The sequence below is a fragment of the Nostoc sp. UIC 10607 genome, from assembly GCF_047228265.1.
GTDB classification, from domain to species: Bacteria; Cyanobacteriota; Cyanobacteriia; order Cyanobacteriales; family Nostocaceae; genus Nostoc; species Nostoc foliaceum_A.
Window position 1 is genome coordinate 164,991 of sequence record NZ_JBIQNW010000012.1, and the last position, 21,804, is coordinate 186,794.

Genomic DNA, 21,804 nt, shown 5'->3' on the forward strand with positions numbered 1-21,804 from the left:
TACGAACAATATGACTTAGATAACGATAAAAGCCAAATTCTACATAATTATCAATGCCTAAAATACGCATTATGACAGTATTTTTGAGTTTATTTATTCTATCAATCATTCCCTATGTTCTACTTACTAGCCCAACAGGTTCTTGGAGATTATTTTCCTCAGTTGAGTAATAGTAATTGTATCGTTCAGTCTGGGGAGTAACTCCATTTACCACCTGTCCAAGGACATTTTGACCAGATTTTTCTAAAAGCTCCTTGGCAATACTGGCGCTAACAGAATCAACAACCCCTGGACGAACTACAAACAAAACACCATCAGCCATTTGACCTAGAGTAGCAGCATCAGCAGCAACGTTTAATGATGGAGCATCAATAATTACGAAGTCATAGTAGACAGATAAAGTTTGGATTAATACAGCCATCTTTTTCGAGTCCAGAAGAGAACCTGGATTAGGAGGTGTAACTCCAGAAGTTAGGACATACAAATTATCCATTACTTGTTTGATAGCTGTCCTAATTTCAGCTTGTCCAACAATCAAATTGCTTAGACCTTGATTATTCATCAGTTCCCAGATTTTATGCTGAACAGGACGGCGCATATCTGCATCTATCAGTAAGACTTTCCGCTCCATCTGAGCCATTATTAGAGCTAAATTAGCTGCTACCGTTGATTTGCCTTCTCTGGGTACAGAACTAGTGACAACTATAACTTTTACCTCCTTATCAGCACTCAGAAACTTCAGATTTGCCCGTAACATTCGGTAAGCTTCATTAATGGGCGATCGCGGCATATCTCGAACTACAAGTCTTTTACTATATAACTCTAGCTCTTCATTCCCACGAATCAATTTTTTTGAGTTATTAAATTCAGGAATAGTTCCTAATAAAGTAAATTTCAATAACTCCTTCGCCTGCTCAACATTCTTAACTGATTTATCTATTTTTTCCAAAATATACACAGTTGCCAAAGCTGCTAAACTTGCCAATATTCCTGTACTCAAGTACAAAAACATTGGGGAAGAAATTGACTCTTCCGGTACTTCGGCTTTGGATATCATGCTTGCATTACCTAAATTTTGATTTTCAGCTATTCGGCTTTCTTGCAGCTTTTGTAGTAACAATGAATAGGTAGATTGCGCAGCTTGTACTTTACGTTCAAACTGGCGCTGTTGTTGTTCTAATCTCGGTAGATTATTCAAACGTTGTTTATAAGCAGCTTGTAAACCAGATAAAGTAGTAATTTGGCTTGCTAAACCCAGACGGTTTGACTCTAATTCTACAAGCCTTGCAGAAAGCTGCTGTTGTAACTCTCCCAGTTGAAAGTTATGATTTAATTGTGCCTGAGTTGTTCCTACAACGTTTTTTATCCGTTCTTGTAGTAGCTCATTTAAAGACTGCAATTTGTATCCCAAATCGATTATTTGTGGATGGTTGTCTTGCAAAACAGTGCGCCTAGCTGCCAGTTGTGATTCTAGCTGTTGAATTTCTTTCAGAATATCTTGTACCCCTGAAGTTTGGCTAAGAGAAGTCATAACTACTGCTTGCTGGGAGTTCATACCTAATTGTTTACGAATTCCTTTAGTTTGTGCTTCAGCATCAGCAAATCTAGATTGAGCTTCACTAATTTGCTGTTGTAATGCTGTAATGATCTCCAGTGACTTCGTTGCTTCTTCTTGCAGAGAAACAATTTTGTACTTTTCTTTAAACCCTGCTAGTTCTGCTTCTGCTTGTCGAACAACTAATTCCGCATTTGGTAATTGTTTTTCTATAAACTTCCGAGCAGTGGTTGCTTGACTTCTATGAGCATATATATTGTATTCTAAATAGACATCTATTAAAGTATTAACAACTTGTGCGGCTATTTTTGCATCTTTATCCTTATAAGAAATACTTAGAATATCCGCCCCATTAATTTCCTTTACTGTGAGCATTTTCAAAAACTGGTTAATTTTTAAATCAACCTTTTTGTCGTCTTTCAGGTTCAGTTTATTTATAGTACTTCTAACAACTGGGATAGAGCGGATAACTTCTGCTTCTGTATTAAGAGGATTATTTTTGTTATCAACTAAGGGTTCTAATTTACCCATTTCTGTTCCTAGTCCTGTTAGAGAAGAAACAGTATTTACTCTTTGGAACCTTAACTTTCCTTCTGCTAAGAAATAAGGCTTTTTGAAAAATGTAGCTACCTGCAAAGTTATGAATACACAAGCAAAAACACCTAAGCCAGGAATCCAACGGCGCTTCAGAATTTGTGCATATTTATCAAAGGTTCCAGAAGATTCTTTTATTGACATAATTGATTATTCTAAGATAATGGCTGTGTTTGAAGTGAAAATTAAGTTGCTAAGTAGAATTTTTTAGAAACCATGAACACAAAACTCAAGCTCAAAATTTCGCCTAAGTCTTAATATTTTCCTTCACTTAAGAGAACGATAAGCACGGAAAAAGTTTGACTACGCTCATCAGTAAAGGAAAAAGAAAAATTAAAGCGATCGCTGCCACAACTCTATCTAATAAAGATTTGATTAATCTGCGGTATATTTTTAAATTAATGCCCTGAAAATTATTACCATTCATAAACACACCCTTCAATCTTAAAGTATTTTTTTCTCTCTTTTGCCTCTTATTTGCGCCTCTAAGTGAGATTATTTTTCCACATTACTGTTCAAGACATAGTGAATAAACGCCTAAATCTTGATAGTAATTATTAAGTCGTTTAAAAACTAATTCTTCATCATATTGAACTTCGATCCGCTCACGGCTAGCTTTACCATAACCTTGTCGCAATTCATAGTTAGATAATAGTATTTTCAAAGCCTCAGCTAACTTTTCACTATTTTTAGGTGGCACAATTAAACCAGTTTTTCCATGTACTACTGCTTCTCGACATCCTCGAATATCTGTAGTAACAACTGGTAAACCCATTGACATTGCTTCTACGATAGATCGGGGTAATCCTTCATGAGTAAATGTAGGTAGCACAAAGATATCTAACAGTCCTAAAAGCTCTGGTATATCTTGACGTTCGCCTGTCAGAGTAACATGTTGTTCAATTCCCAAAGAGTGAATTTTTTTTATCAATTCTGTGTGGAAAGGTTCAGGATCGCTACTGAGTTGAGAACCAATTATTAGAACTTGTAGATTAGGGAAGTGAGGGAGCAATTTGGCTGCGGCTTCAATCAAATATCCACTCCCTTTTTTATGGATTATACGTCCAATGGTGCCAATAATTAAGTCCCTACTATCAGGAATACCCAATGATTTTCGTAATAGTGTTTGATGAGTGGAATTGAGGCGATCACGTTTGAAACGATTAATGTCTACACCGTTCCCCAAATAACATATTTTTTCCGATGGACAAAGACCTAATTTTTTAGCTGTGGCTATATCTTCATAATTTTGGGTAAGGATTAGATCAGTTATGAAAGCAGCAAGTTTCTCAACAATAAAATAAAAACGATATTGACTAGGTGAAGACTGATCGTGAAATGGAAAACCGTGAGCAGTGTAGACAATTCGTTTAACACCAGCCAGTTTCGCTGCAATGCGACCTAATACAGCAGCAATTGGAGTATGTACATGAACAAGGTCATACCGATTCTTTTGAATTAATTGCGTCAGTTGATAAATACTTCTCAAATTCAAAACAGGAGATATCTGACGATCAATTTGAATGGGATGAACTATATATCCTTGTTGTTGTAATTTTTCAACCTCTGAACCTGGAGAACAAGCTATTTCAACCGATAGATTATGAGACAAAAAGTAATCAATTTGAGGTCGTAAAAGCGCCTGAGCAGTACTTCCAACTGCACAGATATGCAGTATTTTCATTATTTACTACTCCCCACTCTCACCCAAGAATTTTGAGTTGATCGAGTACTCGTGTTCTGATAATAAGAACAATACCAAGCTACAAAACGTTCAATTCCTACCTCAATAGGCGTGCTAGGCTTAAAGCCTATATCCTTGACTAGATCATCAATATCCGCATAGGTAACGGGGACATCACCAGGTTGTAAAGGTAGCAAATTTTTTTGTGCTTTTATTCCCAAACAGTCTTCTAGCACTTCTATAAAGCGCATTAATTCAACTGGTTGATTGTTACCTATGTTGTAAATTTTATAAGCAGCCTTACTTGTACCTGGGTCGGGTGCATTTCCCAACCAGACGATATTTGGCTCAGGGATTTTATCCATCACTCGGATAATACCCTCTACGATGTCGTCAATATATGTAAAATCTCGGCACATCTTACCGTAATTAAACACATCAATCGGTTGCTTTGCCAAAATTGCTTTAGTAAACAAAAACAGCGCCATATCTGGACGACCCCACGGCCCATAGACAGTAAAGAAGCGGAGTCCAGTTGTTGGTAGACCGTATAAATGGCTATAACTATGAGCCATTAACTCGTTAGCTTTTTTCGTAGCAGCATATAAGCTAACTGGATGGTCTACATTGTCATGAATAGAAAAGGGTGTTTTAGTATTAGCACCGTAGACAGAACTAGAAGAGGCAAATACCAAGTGCTGAACGCCTGAATGGCGACAACCTTCAAGGATATTAATAAAGCCAACTAAGTTACTGTCTATATACGCATGAGGATTTTTGATGGAGTATCGGACACCAGCTTGTGCTGCTAAATTGACCACCACATCAAAGCGTTGTTCGGCGAAAAGTTGGCCTATAGCTGTTGAGTCTGCCAAATCCAGTCTATAAAAACTAAAACTTGGGTTTTCCTCTAATTGAGCTAAACGGTCTTTTTTGAGGAGGACATCGTAGTAATCATTTAAGTTGTCTAGACCAACAACTTCATCACCTCTGCTTAATAGACGTTGGCTAAGGTGAAAACCAATAAAACCAGCAGCACCAGTGACTAAAACCTTGACCATAATATTTTTCCTATAAGCTCCAGTAATGAATATGGGGTGGTAGTGTAGCTTGGCTAAAAATGGACTTGATATCCATTAGCACTCCACCTGGGCGCAAACAGTTGAAAAGTTGTTTGCAAGGCATATCTAAGTAAGCCTGATGACTGACTGCAAATATTACCCCGTCTAAATCAGATAGGTTATGCCAATCTACTAAATGAATGCCATATTCCTGGTATGCTTCATCAGGATCTACCAGAGGATCGTGTAAGAGTGGTTCAATACCAAATTGCTGTAACTCTGCCACCATATCCGGTATGCGACTATTGCGGATGTCGGGTACGTTTTCCTTAAAGGTGAGACCGAGAATTCCTACCCGCGCTTCTTTAATCGATAGGTTAGCTTCAACTAAGAGTTTGATAAAACGCTGACCAAGATAAGTACCCATACTGTCGTTAATCCGACGACCAGCTAGGATGACCTCGGGATGGTATCCCAGTTCTTCTGCTTTGGTAGTTAGATAGTAGGGATCAACCCCAATGCAGTGACCACCAACAAGCCCTGGTGTGAATGGCAAAAAGTTCCATTTGGTATTTGCAGCTGCTAAAACGTCGTGGGTACGGATACCAATGCGATCGCATATTAGCGCCAGTTCGTTCATCAAAGCAATATTCAAGTCTCGCTGGGTGTTCTCAATGACTTTGGCAGCCTCAGCTACTTTAATTGAGGAGGTGCGATAGACACCCGCATCAATAATGGTCGTGTAGACACTTGCGACTCGTTCCAGAGTTTCGGCATCTTCCCCAGCTACCACTTTGACAATCTTTTCTAGTGTATGAGCCTTGTCACCCGGATTAATCCGTTCTGGAGAGTAGCCCAGTTTGAAATCAACACTCAGCTTTAAGCCTGATACCTTGGCCAAAGTCGCGCCGCAGATATCCTCTGTCACTCCTGGATACACAGTGGATTCGTACACCACGATCGCTCCAGGTTGTAGCACTTTAGCAACGAGTTCAGAGGCTTTAATCAGCAAAGTTAGGTCAGGGTTATGGTTGCGGTCAACAGGAGTTGGTACAGCAATCACAAAAAAGTTTGTATCTACTAGATCATAAAGGTCGGAAGTAATGATTAGGCTAGAGTTTATTAACTCATCGGTGGAGACTTGACCTGTGCGATCGCGGCCTTGATTTAAACTTTTAACTTTTTCTAAATTGATATCAAATCCAATAGTATTGGGAAATTTTTTAGCAAATGCCAGGGCAACGGGTAGACCAACGTAGCCAAGGCCAATAACTGCAATGCGGTTGCTCATGTCTTAACAGGAATATATTCAAAATATCCGAACTTTGACAATTGCCATTTTGAGAAGTGGCAATTTTTTGATAATTAAGATAAGCCTCGTTTTTTAATTTTGGAATTTGAGGAAAGTTAATACAGCAATTATCGATAATATCTCACTTTTACAAATATGCTGGGCTATTATAAATCACGCTTCATTTTGCATACAAACGGTAGTCAGACTAAGCGAACTCTAGGAATTCGAAACCAACGGAGGTGGGTTTTGTCTGTATAGCTGCGAATTCCATTTGCCAGGGCAGGCGTGTTTTTATAAAAGTGAGATGCTTCTGCAATCCTCTTCTTCTACGTCAATTTTGTAGTACTTTTTTATTTGAGTAATGCCAATTTGGCGAAGCTTCTACAAATAAAAAGACATAACTGCATCTATTTAATTGTCTGCCTGTATTTATTCTTACTTTGATGCTTTGTTTGGCAAGCGGGCAGTTTGAAATACGTAAGCATCATCTTTCAAATCTTGCTCTGCTAATTTATGCCCAATTTCTTGATCATTTATACTGACTTCATCAACTTTGAGCACTTGGTTGACAGAAAAATTATTACCGGAGTGAATGCCTTGCTGTTGAAAGTTCATCCTGTCTAACTGACTAATAGATTTGTTTGGTTATTAAATCTAGGATTCCCTATCGTTTAAATAATGTGACATTCATCTTTCCCAAACCAAAAACTCTAGTTTTTAGCTTGTGTGACCAACATATCATCCTTTTTAATTGAGTTCTAAAAAGGGGACAAGTAATTGCAAATTTTTCAAGATGCTGATTGAGAAGAGAGCCTCTCTATTTCCTCACCCAACTGTCGCCGGACTGATTCAAGCAGATTTGTATCCCGCGTCCAGTTCTTCCAGTCAAGACCGACACGCCGAGCTAATCGAAGCCCCCATTCTTGGCGATGTCTAGGATGGGCTACGCCTACGCCATTTTTGAGAATTTCGAGATATTCGTAATCTTCTACTCCTTCTCTGAGCCACTTGAGTCTCATGGAAGGGACAACTCCTGTCAAACCTACCTGTTTACCAGGATAAAACAACATCCCTTCACCAGGATAATAGTCTTTCTTCTGAGAATAAGTTTGAATATCCTTCCACGGATCTTTTGTCCATAGGTCAACTCGCCAGTATAAAATCCCTGTCAGTCCCAGGCTTTGGCTAATGAAGCCTGGGTGAATTCTGTAGTTGATTGGTTCAAAGTCTATTTGCCATTTAGGAGAGTAGCCATCCTGTACCAAAGCGTTGTAAGACCAAACTTTGTCTCCTTTTTGCAGAACCTCAGATATTTGTTTTGGAGCCTCATCATAAGATTCTGGCAATACTACCCAGATATCTACAGCGGAACGTCCAGTTCCAGAACCATCATCATAAAGCGCGGGTGTAGGAGTCATGGCTAGAGCTGTTGCGATTCCAGCTTGGTGAAAATTTCGCGCCCATTCCTTTACTGGTTTAATCAAATTTGGACAGTTATCAATTTCATCAGCATATCTAGTGTAGAGAAATAGACTAGATTCATGTTTAGCAGCAGTAGTTTTAATCTTTTTAAGAGAAGGGGCTGGAGACATTTTGCAAGTACTAACGTTAGCCCCGCTCCAGAAAGGAAGACTCCGAGAACGGAGTCCCCAACGTTTCATTAATTCAGGTTCATCTGCTGGATCAAAATGCGCGTCAGGCATTAACTTATGTTTGAGAAGTTCTACCATGTCGCTTTTATCTCGATGTTCATAGAATGTAAATTCAGAATTGAGCGATGGTTTTATCGGTAACTCAAAATTCCAAACTTTCAGGTTGATTTTGCCTTCGATCGCTCCTTGGTCACTGCTAACAGTGAAAGTTCCCTGATATTGACCGGCTTGAGCATCGCGGGGTACAAAGATGTCTACCCAAATAGGTTGGTTATTCCTAGCTTTGAGGTTGAATGGGACTGCATCTAATTCAGCACCTTTAATATCTGCTTGGTTTTCAGGATTAATAAACGGAATTAATCCATCGGCATACCATCCAGTACCTAAGGGTGGATTGCTACTGCCTTTCTTGTTAGGGCTGGAATGAGTAACATGAACGTAATGTTCTCGGTAGAGTGTAATGTTATTATTCGGAATTACCTGATTGTTTGGGCCAGACAAATCAGAGACCGAAACGTTGACGTTTGTCAATCCAGTATTGGGTGCCCGGATTCCGATTTGAAATGGTTCATATTCCCCACGAGCGGCATACAAATCAATGCTAGTTTTATTTTTTGGTAGGTCTTCTCGTTTTATCCTTTCTAAATTTGAAGTTACCCATACAAAGGGATGATCAGCGAAGGATGAGTTGTTAGCTAATAGACCGATGCTTGAACAAGCAAATAAAGTAAATACTGTTCCTAGCATCCAGATGATAAGTTTGAACTTGTTAAAAAACCTTATCTTTCTTTTGAAAATATGTGACATTTCAAGTTATCCTAATTTATTAGAATATGAATTTGCCTTTTTTACGAACCGCAAAGATCGCAAATAACACAAAGTGGAAAAAGAGAATATTTCATAAATGTTTGAGTATTGGTATAGTAGTGATGGCTAAAGTTGTCACTACAAACTTTAATTATTTACGCCGTTCTACTTACGTGGCTAAGTTTTTAGTTGGGGTCTAAATATCCTGATGTAACTGTTTTGAATTTTGAATTTTTTAATGGTTTTCTTCTAACCAAGCCTGAAACATCAACACATCCCACAAATCATTTTGCCAGTCTCGCTCAGATGAAAGATGTTCTGCCCATTTTTGGCGAATTGGTTGTGGGTTCAAAAATCCTTCTTGCTGTAGCCGATGTTCATCTAGGAGGGCTTCTGCCCAGTCTCGCAAAGGAACACGCAACCAACTATCAATCGGCATCCCAAACCCCATTTTGGGGCGCTCAATCAGGTTTTTAGGTACATATTTATCCAAAATTTGACGCAATAGCCACTTACCCTGACCATTACGGATTTTCATGGACAGTGGTATGCGCCAAGCTAATTCCACTACGCGGTGATCTAAAAATGGTATCCGACTTTCTAAGCTCACACCCATACTGGCTCGATCAACTTTGACTAGGATATCGTCTGGGAGATAATTCACTGTGTCGTGGTACATCATCTGTGGGATGAAGTCGGGTAACTGCGTTAATTGTTGGCGATCGCAGTCGTTCATCCAAGGCTTTAAACTATTTACTACTAATGCTTCTCGCTCTTTCCAATGAGAAATCATGCCTGTGTACAAAGCTTTGGCATCAGAAACCGCCAAGATTTCCGCAATCCAGTGCAATTTATCCCCAGGAGTAGGTTGCTTGAGTTTAGCTGGTAGTAAGCTATGAAAGTTAACCAAACCACGATTCCAAGTTTGAGGCGATAAGCTAGACAGGGTGCGTGCAGCAGTCTGGCGCAAGGTTAGAGGTATCCAGCCAATCTTTTGCCAAGTGCTGTCACCCCAAAAATAGCGTTTGTATCCCGCAAAAAGTTCATCGCCGCCATCCCCGGAAAGGCTGACTGTTACATGCTGTTTAGCAAGCTGGGATATTAAGAAAGTCGGAATCTGGGAATCGTCGGCGAAGGGTTCATCATAAAGTATCGGTAGTTTAGGAATGACAGCAAGTGCATCTTTTGGGGTTACATAAAGTTCTGTATGGTCTGTGCCTAAGTGCTGTGCCACTGCTTTGGCATAATGTGCTTCATTGTAGCTACCTTCATCAAAACCAATGGTAAATGTTTTCACCGGTTGGCTACTTTGAGCTTGCATTAGGGCTACCACTGTGGAGGAATCAATCCCTCCTGAAAGAAAAGCTCCTAGTGGCACATCTGCTACCATCCGTAGTCCGATAGCATCTTGTAATAATGCTTCCATCTGTGCAATAGCTTCCATTTCCGACCCAGTGAAGGGTTCATTAACACCCAACTCTGCGGCTTTTATTGCAGACCAGTAGGGAACAGGATTAGGATGAGTATCCACGCCATTCCAAGTGAGGACTGTTCCCGGTGGCAACTTATAGATGCCTTCGTAGATTGAATAGGGTGCAGGTACGTAGTTATTTCGGAGAAACACTGCTAATGCATCACGGTTGATTTTTGCCTGGAAAGCGGGATGGACTTTCAGGGCTTTTAACTCGGAGCCGAATAGAAAGGTTTGACCCATCCAACCATAATAGAGAGGTTTTTCACCTAAGCGATCGCGCCCTAAATGCAAAATTCGCTCTTGACGATCCCACAAGGCAAAGGCAAACATCCCATTGCAGCGCCCAATTGCTCTATGTAATCCCCACTCACTAAAGCTAGCCAGCATCACCTCAGTATCAGAACGTCCCCGAAAATGATGGCCCAGTGATTCAAGTTGACGCTTTAACTCTAAAAAGTTATAAATCTCGCCATTAAAAACAATTACATACCGACCATTCGCAGAGATCATCGGCTGATGTCCTTCTGGCGAAAGGTCTACAATCGCCAGTCGTCGATGCCCCAAGGCAATCCCTACCTCTGCATCGACCCAACTCCCGCCATTATCTGGCCCTCGATGTAACAGTGTGTCTGACATCTGCTGAACCACATAAGACAATTCCTCAGAGTTGACTCGTCTAGAGATATTCCAAAAACCAGCAATGCCACACATTGAATGTTAGCCTTTCAATTTAGTTTTTTTGCAAGCACGTTGTCGTATAGCGCCTCATATTGAGCCACAACAGAGTCTAAAGAAAAGCATTCGATCACCCTTGCCCGTGCTGCTTTTCCTAAAACTTCTCTGCCCTCCTTACCTATATTTATCAATGCTTTCCAAGCATCCGCTAATGCCTCTGGATCTTTTGGAGGGACAACTTTTCCTGTATCACTAACAATCCAAGCCGAGTCTCCCACATCTGTTACTACACAAGGAACACCACAAGACATAGCTTCGCCAATTACATTAGAAAAAGCTTCTCCAGAGGAAGAGGAAGAGGCAATATCGAAAGCAGCAGTTAAACGGGGCACATCATGACGTTCACCAAGTAGATGTATCTGTTTAAGAAGCCCTAATTCATGGATTAGCTCAGATAAAATATTATTTTGCCAATCTACTTGATTGCCAGCAAGAACAAATTGGACATTGGGATACTTCTTAAGTAGTAATGCAGCAGCCTGAAGAAAATTAAAATGGTCTTTTATCGGATGATAACGACCAATCATACCAATCAGTAAAGCATTTTCAGGGGTATTTAATTCTGAACGAACACTGAGGCGAGCCTTAGCTGATGGTGTGAATTTATCTGTTTCAAACCCATTGGGGATTACGCAAGTTTTATCGATACAATAACCGCTTTTTTCATGTTGATTAGCACTGTTTTGAGAGTTATAAATAATTCTTTCAGGGAAATTAGAACATTTTCCACACAGTTTAATTACAATAGTTGTGCCCGGCTTCTCTAAGTCTAAAGAATAAAGGGAATGACGCACATTCCATAAAACGAACACTTGTTTGAATATAAAAAGTCTGGCAAACTGTGCAGCTAAGTTTGCATGATACATCCAACCTTGAATTAAGTCAGGTTTGAGTTGACGTACTATGTTAATTATTCGCCAAATGTTAGCTATTGTAGGCTTTCCTTGTTTCATCCCAATGGTGTAAATAGGAATACCTAAAGTCGCAATGCGATCGCCCCATGTACCACGATCCATCAAAGAAATGACAACTGGACTAAAACGCTTTCGATCTATTCTGGAAAGAAGTTTATAAAGCATGACTTCAGCCCCGCCCGTGGAAAGTCCTGTAATGATATAAATTATTTTCATAATGATTTTCCTACTTGAAACCTTTGCTCTAACTGACTCGCCGCAGTCATAGCAGCCATTAAGGAGAACATTATTAAAATGTAGCGTTCCTCTAAAATATTATGGCTAAATAGTCCCCAGAGAAGAATAAAAGCAGCAAAAGCCAAGCCAATATATTTAGTTTCCCCATGTGCATGTTGTGTAACTGCATATACTAAAGCAGGTAGAATAAAAGCGCCTAAAATCCCGTGATCGGTCATATAGTATAAATAAATATTGTGTGTAGATATTCCCATATTCCACGTTAAAGTTGAGCCAATTCCATTACCGAGAAATGGATGTTTAGTAAACATATGCCAAGCTAACTGAGCCACTTCTAAACGAGAATCAGCAGAGTCTTCAGAATCAGAAGCTGAAATGTTCTGAAACCATGAAATTCTTTCCAGAGAATTTTTATTCAAGCTCAAGTTTTGTAATAGTTCTGCTGACCACTGTGAGCCTAAGCTAATAAATATCGTTCCTATTCCCAACACCCAATAAAGTAATTTATTCGGATGCAATATACGGGTGATGGTAAAAATAATAACTGTAACTAACCAGCCAAGAATAGCTCCTCTAGAAAATGTCAACAACACCCCAATACCAATGATAGATACGAAAGGTAAACGATATATTGGGTGCAATAGACTCACGCTAAAAATCATGCCAAGTACTAACGCTGCACCATCATTGTTAGGATTTAAATAAAATCCAGCAGACCGGCCACCAGTACCTAATGAATTAAATGCTATTGGATTAAAAAATTCGTAACCGTTATTGAATACAGCCATTAAGACTGCGATAAATATTGCCCATCTAGTCCAGATGTGAATATCGTTATTGCTGGAAAAAATTAGGGTCATGATTATAATAAATATTACCGACAAAATCCGCTTTCTTAATTCTTCAACAACAATTTCACCAGGTATCGATAATAATACGAACCATAATAAAGAGATAAATATAAAGCCAAGGCACCAAGTAATTACAGGGCGTGGAATGTATTTGTTTTTTGTAAAAAGCAATGGAGTGGAGGCTAGAGCAAATAACATGACCCAAATTAAAGGAGGTTGAGAGAAGCTTCCTGATGTATATAAATAGGAACTAATTTCTGTAAAAAAAGTGAAAACAGCACCTACTGCGAGGGCACATTGATAATAAAAGAGTAAATCGTATTTTTTATTTAGAGATGGATTCATGAGATATATCAAGTAAAGCAGCTTCGGTTTTAAGGACTAATTTAGCTACTGAGAAATTGTCAATAATTCGCTGTCGAATTTGAGTGCGATCGCACTTATTATTACCAAGCTTTTCTATCAACTTTTTCATAGCAGTTTTTAGTGCTTCTGGATTTTTAGGAGGTACTACTACATCCATATCACCAACAATCCAAGCAGAATCACCTACATCCGTGACTACACAAGGTACACCGCAGGACATTGCCTCTCCAATTACATTTGGAAATCCTTCTGTATAAGATGAAGAAACAACAATATCTAGAGCGTTGTAGATTGCAGATATATCTGCACGTGCTTTGATCCAGATAACTTGATTAGAGATGCTTAATTCATCAGCCATCTGACGTAGTTCTCGTACATAGTTTTCCGAGCCACTACCCACACAGACAAAACGCACATCCTGTCTATCTTTAAAGAGTAATGCTGCTGCTCTAAGAAATGTGGGATGATCTTTCCTTATATCTAGTCGCCCCACCAAACCAAGCAAAATCGTGTCTTCAGGAATTCCCCACGATTTTCGTACTTTTATCCTAGCTCCTTGATCGGGTTTAAATAGTTCGATATCAATACCATTAGGAATTACCATCATTTTGTTAGAAGGAAATCCATGAGTCAGGTAATATTCTCGGCCAGCATAGGAATTGACAATAATCAGATCAGCAAAGCGGGCTAAAAGGCGCTCTAATCGAAAAAGCAAACGCCCTAACCAATTGTAAGAATTAGAATCTACATTAGATGAGCGTATTCCCCAAACCATGCGGGTTGAAGGAAAAAATGGCTTTAAGAAGATAGTGAATAAATTCGGTATCCCAATATATCCATGCAATACATCAGGATGTATACGTTGAAGATGCTGAACAAGATGTAAAAAGAAGCCAAATAAATGCCAACGTCCTTGTTTATCTAAACAGATAATTGGGATATCACTATCTTTTAAGTCTTTATCTAAAGATAATAACCCACTAGGGTAAAAGCATAAAATGGTTATATTAAAGCATTGTTTGTCAAGAGCTTTTACCAGCGTTACTAATTGCCTTTCTGCTCCTCCATAGTTAAGGTCACGAATAAGGAATACAATTTTCTTTTTCATATATTTAAAAATAAAAATTTGTTATTAATTTTCAGGATTTCTCTTTAATAACTTTCTAGCTTTTGACGCTATCTGGAAAACCTCTCTCTAAATCTCTCTCCTAAAAGGGGAGAGACTTTGAATTTTCCCACTTCCTGCGTCGGGAAGAGGGTTAGATGGTTAGATTTTTTGTGGGCTTTTCCACATGACCTAAATTGTTATTAATAATCTGAGCTAACAATTGTTCCCACATCCCCATTATTTTCTCTACGCTGAATCGTTTGATTATTTCTGGCGCACGAACAGCTAAAGACTTCCGTTCTTTTTCGTCAGACATTAATCGTTCCATTGCTGCGGCTAATGCTGACACATCTTCATTTAGAACCAAAATGCCATCTATGCCATCACGAATAATCTCTCGTGGTCCACTGGGACAATCTGTAGAGATGACTGGTAATCCACATGCCATTGCTTCGCAAAGCGCATTAGGAAAACCCTCAAAGCGGGAAGACATAATAAAAATCTCCGCTTGCTGCAAAAAACCATAATTATTTTTCACCATTCCAGGAAAATGAACGCGATCGCTCAATCCAAGTTGGTTACGCAAAGCTTCCAACTCTGGACGTAGTATGCCATCTCCTAAAATAGTCAATGTCCATTCTGGATAACGTTCCTTCAGTTGTGCAAAGGCTTGCAGCAACAGATCAAAGCCTTTCTCTGGGACAAAGCGTCCCATAGCAATCAGCGATCGCTCTCTTAAAACCTTGTCCGATAACTGTTTTTCTATAGGTGGTAATACAACCATATTAGGGATAATACAGCTATTAGTTTGCAGCTTTAATGGAAAATAATCTCTTGCTCTTTTAGTTTGAAAAACAATCCGATCTGCAAATGGATAAGTTTGTTGTCGTAGGTGTTTCCAATTTCCACCTAAAGAAGTTTTGCTCGGATTACTGCGTTCAGACACCACCACTGGTATATTCAAGTATCGTGTTGCGAGTAAAGTGATCACATTAGTTTTAGATGTGAAGCTAATCAAAGCATCTGGGGCGCTGTTGATAATTGCATTTCGTAATGTTCTGATGCGCTTCAAATTATTATAAATACCGATAATCGCATTGGAAGATTTGCTAGCAATGCCTAATGGAGTGTAAAAAACACGATTGTCTAAATCAAATTGGGATATTTTATTATCATCAAATGTCAATATAGTAATTTGCCATTCCTTGGCTGCCCAGTAATTTGCCATGATTGACATGACACGTTCTGCACCACCATAAGTAAGTGAATAAATAATCAGTGTTAGCCTCATTTCTTAAAGTAAATATTTAACAAATAATGTTGCTTTTAATTTTCAGAAGCACTTATTAGTTTTCTGCTGACATAATACGTTAAAAAGCAGAATGAAAAAACATAAACACAAGTAGTAGATAAAGCAATACCTATAACACCAAACCATTCCATAAAAACATAATTTAGAAAAATATTGATAGTTAAGTTACAAGCAGAACCCCACATCAATATATGATTTAATTGCATTGCCGAAATTAATCTCACAGCCAAAATACCCGCTACATAAAAAGGTATTTGTAAGGCAAACGAATTTTGGATCTGAGCTACTAAATAAGTATCATTAGCTGTAAATGAACCTCTTTGAAAGAGGATCTGAACTATAGGCTCGGAAAATATAAACAAGAATCCTGCCAGTAGAGTAGTTGTAACAAAAATGATTTGCATATATTGTTTAAGTGTGCGACGTGTACCTATCCAATCCTTAGAAGCTACCATTTTGGAAAAATAGGGAATCACAGCAGTACTTAATGCTGTGGTAGCTAAAGATATCGGAAAGGCAATGAGCTTGTTACCGTAACTCAGTGCTGCTACGCTACCAGGTGACAGCATTGCTGCCATAGATTGATCTACTAGATTTGTACTACACATCAAAAAACCGCCCGCAATCATTGGTAAATACTGGCTAACAACCTGACGCAGGTGAGGATCAAACCCATACCATTTTGGAAGCCATGAAATGCCTTGTCGGTGCAGTGCTGCTCCTAAAAGAGTTATTTCTACTGCTGCACCGCAGACTAGCCCTGCGGCTAAAGCGAAAATACCCCAAGATTTAAGCATCAAGAGCAATAGCACGCTAATAGTTGGAGTGATAATTGGTGACAAAGCTGCTAGGGCAAAACGCTCTCCTGCATTCAATACGGCACCCCAAATGATAATAATCCCACTTAAGAGAACAAAAGGTGCGATCGCATAGAGCAAACGAAAAGTCATATCTAACTTTTCGGGACTGAACCCAGCAGCAATGTGTGGTAAATACAGGGGTGCGCTAGCTACCATTAGTATCGTCGTGATTCCTAGCAGTCCCAAGCCGCTGATTGTGGCTCCACAGAAAAGCCTTTGAGCCGCCTTTATACCTTCCTGTTCTCGTACCTGCATATAAGTAGGTATAAGAGCAGTATTAAAAGAACCAGCAATTACATTGGTGATAAAAGAAGGAACTAACAAAGCAATTAAAAATGCATCTAAATCGTCCCCAGTACCAAACCTCTGAGCAACCACCAATTCTTTACCTACAGCCGCTACTTTAACCAATGCTGTCAATAAACCAACTATCATCGCTGCACCAAAAATTTGGCGATTGATAGAGCCGCTTGTCAGTTGCTTCCAGTAATCAACTAAGCTTTGCAAACGCCACATTTTCATACCGCAGTTGAAACGATTTAGAATTATTCAATCTAAAATTTAAAATTCGATAAACGTGGTAACGGTAATTTAGATAAACTCATATAAATTTTCAGTAGATGTAAATATAGTTTGCCCTTCATCGTGATGCCATTAATACAGTTAAAGTTCTTAACAATTTCTCCACCAAATTTTTCTTTAAACTGATTAATACCGAGTTTTTCCTGATCTGTATTTCCGGTATACCAGCCTCCAAAATCATAAACCGAAATTCCTAAATTTTTAAATCTCAATATATCCTGCCAGTGATGGTAACGATTTGCCCGCCCTAAAATCGATTGATAGGAAGTATCGTTACTATTTTTAAGTGATGCAGAATGCAAAAGACGAACTCTATTGTTACTACGATAATAAACATGCCAAACTAAAGATTCGCCATTTTTTAGCTTGACATGTGAAATCTCAATTACCCCAGCATCTATACGATTTTTTAGCTGGGTTCGATTAATCTTGCTTAAACCTTTTTGGGTGGCGAATAAATCATAAAAATCTGAGAATTGATTGAAAGTATTTGAGTCAATATTCTCCCAGGTTTCATAAATAACTTCGTCTTTTTGCTCTGCTCTTCTAATTTTATACCTATCATTGCTACTGATACTTTCCCAGAGTTCATCATGACTTTTGGTTAAGTCAATTAACCTTGTGTAAAATTCATCAGACTGCCCACCTTTAATGGGGTGTATCCATTGCCTATAATGAAGTACATCCACATTACCTAATTCTTTTGGAGTTTCATCAAACCAGACTTCTCCTACTGAAAAGATAAATTTTTTTGTGACAATCAACATGTTTTTTCTCACTTTTTGATTCAAACTAAACTCATTAATGCAATAACTATAAATTCATAACTTTAAAACAGGAAGTTAATCCTTTTCGCAAAAATGCTCGGATTGAATATGGGTCAATCACAAATCGATAATGCTTCCCGTCCACACATGCTATCCATTTATTTTTGTCAATTTCGTGAGGATCAATATGGTGCATACCGACTTGATTCCAACCTAACCCACTTGCTTTGAGAACTGGATTCTCCCTAACTTGTTTTTCTTGATAATTTGTTGTTGTCAGATCAGTTATTTCAAGAGCTAGAACTTTATTCCCATAAATTCGCTCACAATCCTGGGTATATCTAATAATTTTGTCATCAGTTACTATAACTCTACCGGCTGGTCTTGCTATATTTTTATTCCCCTTTATAACAGGACTTTTAGGATGCTCAATCCAGGAATCCGTCAAGTTTTTAGAATAATAAAGACGGAGAGTATCTCTAGCTTCTGATGTTGCAGTCAATAGCCACCACAGATTATTGTATTGAAAAATACTAGGGTCTACAAAATCCTTTTGATCGAGTAAGGTTTTTATAAACGTCCATTTTGTCGGAAAACTAGTTGCTTTATATAAACGAATAGAACCAGCTTCAGAAGTTTCTGGAATCATATAATATTCGTTTTGGAATTTGAATACGTATGGATAAGACAAATGAAACGGCTCATCAAGTACAATTTGTTGGTAATTCCATTTATATGCATCATTGCTAGTTGCTAATCCTATTACTCCTTTATTCTGAAGACTATTCAGTACTTCAAAGAACATATACCAAATACCGTCCTCACAGACCATAAATGGATCAGCAACAAAGTTGGCTGGAACATCTGTGATATCCTTAGCAGTCAAAACTGGATTACTAATTTTTTCTGGAGAAACAAAATCAAAAAGAGATTCGCCTAGATAAATTCCAATTGACCATTCACTTCTTCTTTTAACAAAAGTCTTGGCTATATTTTTCATTCCAGTCAAATATCTATCTTTAAGCCTAAATACTCTATTAGATACCTGTGAATTACTGTTGAGTTTATAGGTTTTGTACATATTTATTCTGCCGAGTCAGGTAGATTTTATTGATATTTACGACCAACAGTCTTAAGTTATTCTCCTTAGGGTTTCATCTGTGCCAATATTCTGACAGAAGTATTACTGGAAATAGTTGCTGCTGTATAACTTTCTAAGTGTTTGGGTTTATATCCTGGTACTAGTTGCTGAAGGAGAAACAGGATAAAATTCGTATCGTTTTTAGCTGCTGCTTGACATAAAGTTTCTACAGTAATAGACAGATTTTCTGGAATCATCCTACTAGCATTTTGGGCTACTAATAGTTTTTCGTGTTGAGTTGGTTCATATTCTTCTCCTGGAAGAAATAATTCCTCAAATAACTTTTCACCTGGGCGTAGACCAGTAAATACAATTTCAATATCTTGGTTTATTTCGTATCCTGAAAGGCGAATTAATTCTTTGGCTAAGTCAACAATTTTCACGGGTTTACCCATGTTCAACATTAAGACTTCACCACCACGACCAAGTACAGTAGCTTGCAAAACGAGTTGAACTGCCTCTGGAATAGTCATGAAATAACGACAAATATCTGGATGAGTAACAGTTACTGGTCCGCCTGCTGCAATTTGTTTTTTAAAGGTTGGAACTACACTACCTCTACTGCCTAAAACATTACCAAAACGCACAGTTACATAAGGCTTACCGCTTTCTTTTGCGGCTTGTAGTACCAACATTTCGGCGACTCTTTTACTAGCACCCATAACATTGGTAGGATTAACTGCCTTATCTGTAGAAATCATCACAAAATGTTTCACATTATATTGCAGTGACAGTTCTAGTAAATTTTTTGTCCCCATTACATTGTTGGTGATTGCTTCTACTGGATTTAATTCCATTAGTGGGACGTGCTTATGAGCCGCAGCGTGGAAAATTACATCAGGTTTGAATAGCTCGAATGCATGTTCTAATCGAGACTTAAAGCGGATATCAGCAATGAAGGTAGAAATACGAGGAGTGTTTTTTGGTGATTTGCCCTCATTTTCGAGAACTTGAACAAGTTGTTCTAGTTCTTGTTGGATATTGAACACAGAATTTTCTCCATGTCCCATAAGGATCATTTCAGCAGGATTGCATTTAAAAATTTGACGGCAAAGCTCGCTACCAATTGATCCACCTGAGCCTGTGATTAGTACTGTTTTATCTTTAAGGAATTGAGCAACTTGCTCAATATCAATTTGTACAGGTTCTCGCCTGAGTAAATCTTCAATGCGTACATCCCGAATGCTATCAACTCGCACACGACCATTGAGGATTTCATGTATGCCTGGTAAAGTGCTAGTTTGAGTTCCAGTTGCTTTGCAAATATTTAGGATTTCCCGAATGACTCCACCTGTAACTGTAGGCATAGCAATGATAACTTTATGGATTTTGAGAGATTTTAAAACATCAGGAATTTGATAGCGATCGCCTACTACAGGAATCCCGCGGATGTATGCACGAAATTTGCGCGGATCGTCGTCAATAAAAGCAACAGGATGAAACCCCAGTTGAGGATTTCTTTGCATTTCTTGTACAAGTGAAACGCCAGCATTGCCAGCACCAACTATTAACACGCGGTCTTGTGGCTTAAATACTGCACGTTGCTGACTGATTTTTTCTACAATCCGAATACTAAAACGCACTCCACCAATAAAAATACACGAAAGTAACCCGTCGATTAATGGTAATGATTGTGGCAGTGTATTCAATGTTAAGTTTGGTATAAATCGCATCGCATCAAATAATACTGCTTGAATGACTACCGCAATACCCATTAGCATCGTTATATATAAAAGTTCCTCAATACTCGCATAGCGCCAGTAAAGTCTATAAAAACCAAAATTCCAGAATACAGTTAGTTTGACTGCTAAAAAAAGTATTGTTGCAATTCCTAATTCCGCTTTATACTCTTGGATGTAGAAGTCACCATTTAAACATAGATTTAGAGCTATAAAGGCGGTAAATGAAAAAACAATAGTATCAAAAACAAACAAATGCTTATTTTTTAAATCTAGCAATTTGGTCAATAAGCTGCTAATTAATTTTTGAGGTAGCCAGTGAGAAACAAATAATAAGCAATTCATGTATGTAAGAGCCTCTAGGATAATCTATGTTAAGTAGAAATATTCCAAGTTTATTAAGACAAAAAAATCTAGTCAATTGATCAAAGATAAAGGATGTTTGCAATGTGAAACTACCCTAGAAGAATAATTCTTTTAGGGAATTTAAAATGATAGCAAATGTTTAAATTGATACTGGAACTTTAATGCCTATATATCAATATATTTCTGTTGTAGCTATAATTACATCTCTTTATTTTAAATTTCTTAATTACATACCTTTTTTAGGAGATATCAAGCTTTAAATAAATCCTATTTATTTATAAATAAGATTGTTAACCACAAAGCAAAATTTGCCGCCCCTAAAGTATTTGGTATTTACAAAACTGTTTAAGAGGATTTTTACTAAGCTTATTAACTTTGTAGCAGTTTATTATCAGTTACGTCATGCCAAATTGGCGTAAATTGTACATATAAAAAGACATAACCGCATATGCTTAATTGTATTTTAGTAGTTATTATTACTTCTTAAATCAGGAAACCTGCTCAACTCATCGGTTTATTGGTACGTGTCGATGGAATAGATCAATGTGACTTTTCACTGTATCTGGAAAACCTCTCTCTAAATCTCTCTCCTTTTAGGCTACGGTGTACACACAAGTCGAAAAAAACTCGATTTCCGATTATTTTTTCGTTTATCTCGTTCCCAGTCTCCGACTATTGGTGACAACTTAAGGCGATGGTCAAAATGTCAAGCAGGATATGGAGATAAGTTCAAAGCGGGTTGTCGTCGGGATTTGGGTTGAGATT

General features: G+C 38.2%; 15 protein-coding genes. All 15 read right to left on the minus strand.

The genetic code is table 11. The features are described 5' to 3' along the window. Nucleotides 1–112: 112 nt before the first annotated feature. Nucleotides 113–2,293, minus strand: coding sequence for a GumC family protein (locus ACEYW6_RS14240; protein ID WP_412980196.1), 2,181 nt, complete (start codon nucleotides 2,291–2,293; stop codon nucleotides 113–115). A gap of 364 nt (nucleotides 2,294–2,657) precedes the next feature. Further along, complete coding sequence (locus ACEYW6_RS14245; protein WP_412980197.1) at nucleotides 2,658–3,833, minus strand: glycosyltransferase family 4 protein; 1,176 nt, start codon at nucleotides 3,831–3,833, stop codon at nucleotides 2,658–2,660. After that, nucleotides 3,833–4,894: an NAD-dependent epimerase gene (locus tag ACEYW6_RS14250; RefSeq protein ID WP_412980198.1), complete on the minus strand. Its 1,062-nt coding sequence runs from the start codon at nucleotides 4,892–4,894 to the stop codon at nucleotides 3,833–3,835. The genes ACEYW6_RS14245 and ACEYW6_RS14250 overlap by 1 nt, the downstream gene beginning before the upstream one ends. A 10-nt stretch (nucleotides 4,895–4,904) precedes the next feature. After that, complete coding sequence (locus tag ACEYW6_RS14255; protein ID WP_412980199.1) at nucleotides 4,905–6,185, minus strand: nucleotide sugar dehydrogenase; 1,281 nt, start codon at nucleotides 6,183–6,185, stop codon at nucleotides 4,905–4,907. Between the two features lie 438 nt (nucleotides 6,186–6,623). Continuing rightward, complete coding sequence (locus tag ACEYW6_RS14260) at nucleotides 6,624–6,803, minus strand: hypothetical protein (protein WP_412980200.1); 180 nt, start codon at nucleotides 6,801–6,803, stop codon at nucleotides 6,624–6,626. A 173-nt stretch (nucleotides 6,804–6,976) separates the two neighbouring features. Further along, nucleotides 6,977–8,587 carry a glycoside hydrolase domain-containing protein gene (locus tag ACEYW6_RS14265; RefSeq protein WP_412980201.1) on the minus strand — a complete coding sequence of 537 codons (1,611 nt, stop codon included), beginning with the start codon at nucleotides 8,585–8,587 and terminating at the stop codon, nucleotides 6,977–6,979. 295 nt (nucleotides 8,588–8,882) lie between these two features. Continuing rightward, nucleotides 8,883–10,832: an asparagine synthase (glutamine-hydrolyzing) gene (asnB, locus tag ACEYW6_RS14270; RefSeq protein ID WP_412980202.1), complete on the minus strand. Its 1,950-nt coding sequence runs from the start codon at nucleotides 10,830–10,832 to the stop codon at nucleotides 8,883–8,885. A 14-nt stretch (nucleotides 10,833–10,846) separates the two neighbouring features. Further along, a complete protein-coding gene (locus tag ACEYW6_RS14275) occupies nucleotides 10,847–11,986 on the minus strand; it encodes a glycosyltransferase family 4 protein (protein ID WP_412980203.1) in 1,140 nt (379 codons plus the stop codon). Further along, nucleotides 11,983–13,203, minus strand: a complete 1,221-nt coding sequence (locus tag ACEYW6_RS14280; RefSeq protein ID WP_412980204.1) for an O-antigen ligase family protein — start codon at nucleotides 13,201–13,203, stop codon at nucleotides 11,983–11,985. Before ACEYW6_RS14280 ends, ACEYW6_RS14275 begins: the two co-directional genes overlap by 4 nt. After that, entirely contained in the window at nucleotides 13,184–14,332 is a 1,149-nt protein-coding gene (locus ACEYW6_RS14285; RefSeq protein WP_412980205.1) for a glycosyltransferase, read from the minus strand. Before ACEYW6_RS14285 ends, ACEYW6_RS14280 begins: the two co-directional genes overlap by 20 nt. 151 nt (nucleotides 14,333–14,483) lie before the next feature. Then, nucleotides 14,484–15,623: a glycosyltransferase family 4 protein gene (locus ACEYW6_RS14290; protein ID WP_412980206.1), complete on the minus strand. Its 1,140-nt coding sequence runs from the start codon at nucleotides 15,621–15,623 to the stop codon at nucleotides 14,484–14,486. 35 nt (nucleotides 15,624–15,658) lie between these two features. Further along, complete coding sequence (murJ, locus tag ACEYW6_RS14295) at nucleotides 15,659–17,020, minus strand: murein biosynthesis integral membrane protein MurJ (RefSeq protein ID WP_412980207.1); 1,362 nt, start codon at nucleotides 17,018–17,020, stop codon at nucleotides 15,659–15,661. 38 nt (nucleotides 17,021–17,058) lie between these two features. Continuing rightward, nucleotides 17,059–17,877 (minus strand): hypothetical protein, encoded by an 819-nt coding sequence (locus ACEYW6_RS14300; RefSeq protein ID WP_412980208.1) that lies wholly within the window; start codon nucleotides 17,875–17,877, stop codon nucleotides 17,059–17,061. 22 nt (nucleotides 17,878–17,899) lie between these two features. After that, nucleotides 17,900–18,934 (minus strand): hypothetical protein, encoded by a 1,035-nt coding sequence (locus ACEYW6_RS14305; protein WP_412980209.1) that lies wholly within the window; start codon nucleotides 18,932–18,934, stop codon nucleotides 17,900–17,902. Between the two features lie 65 nt (nucleotides 18,935–18,999). Further along, a complete protein-coding gene (locus ACEYW6_RS14310; RefSeq protein ID WP_412980210.1) occupies nucleotides 19,000–21,018 on the minus strand; it encodes a polysaccharide biosynthesis protein in 2,019 nt (672 codons plus the stop codon). Between the last annotated feature and the right edge of the window lie 786 nt (nucleotides 21,019–21,804).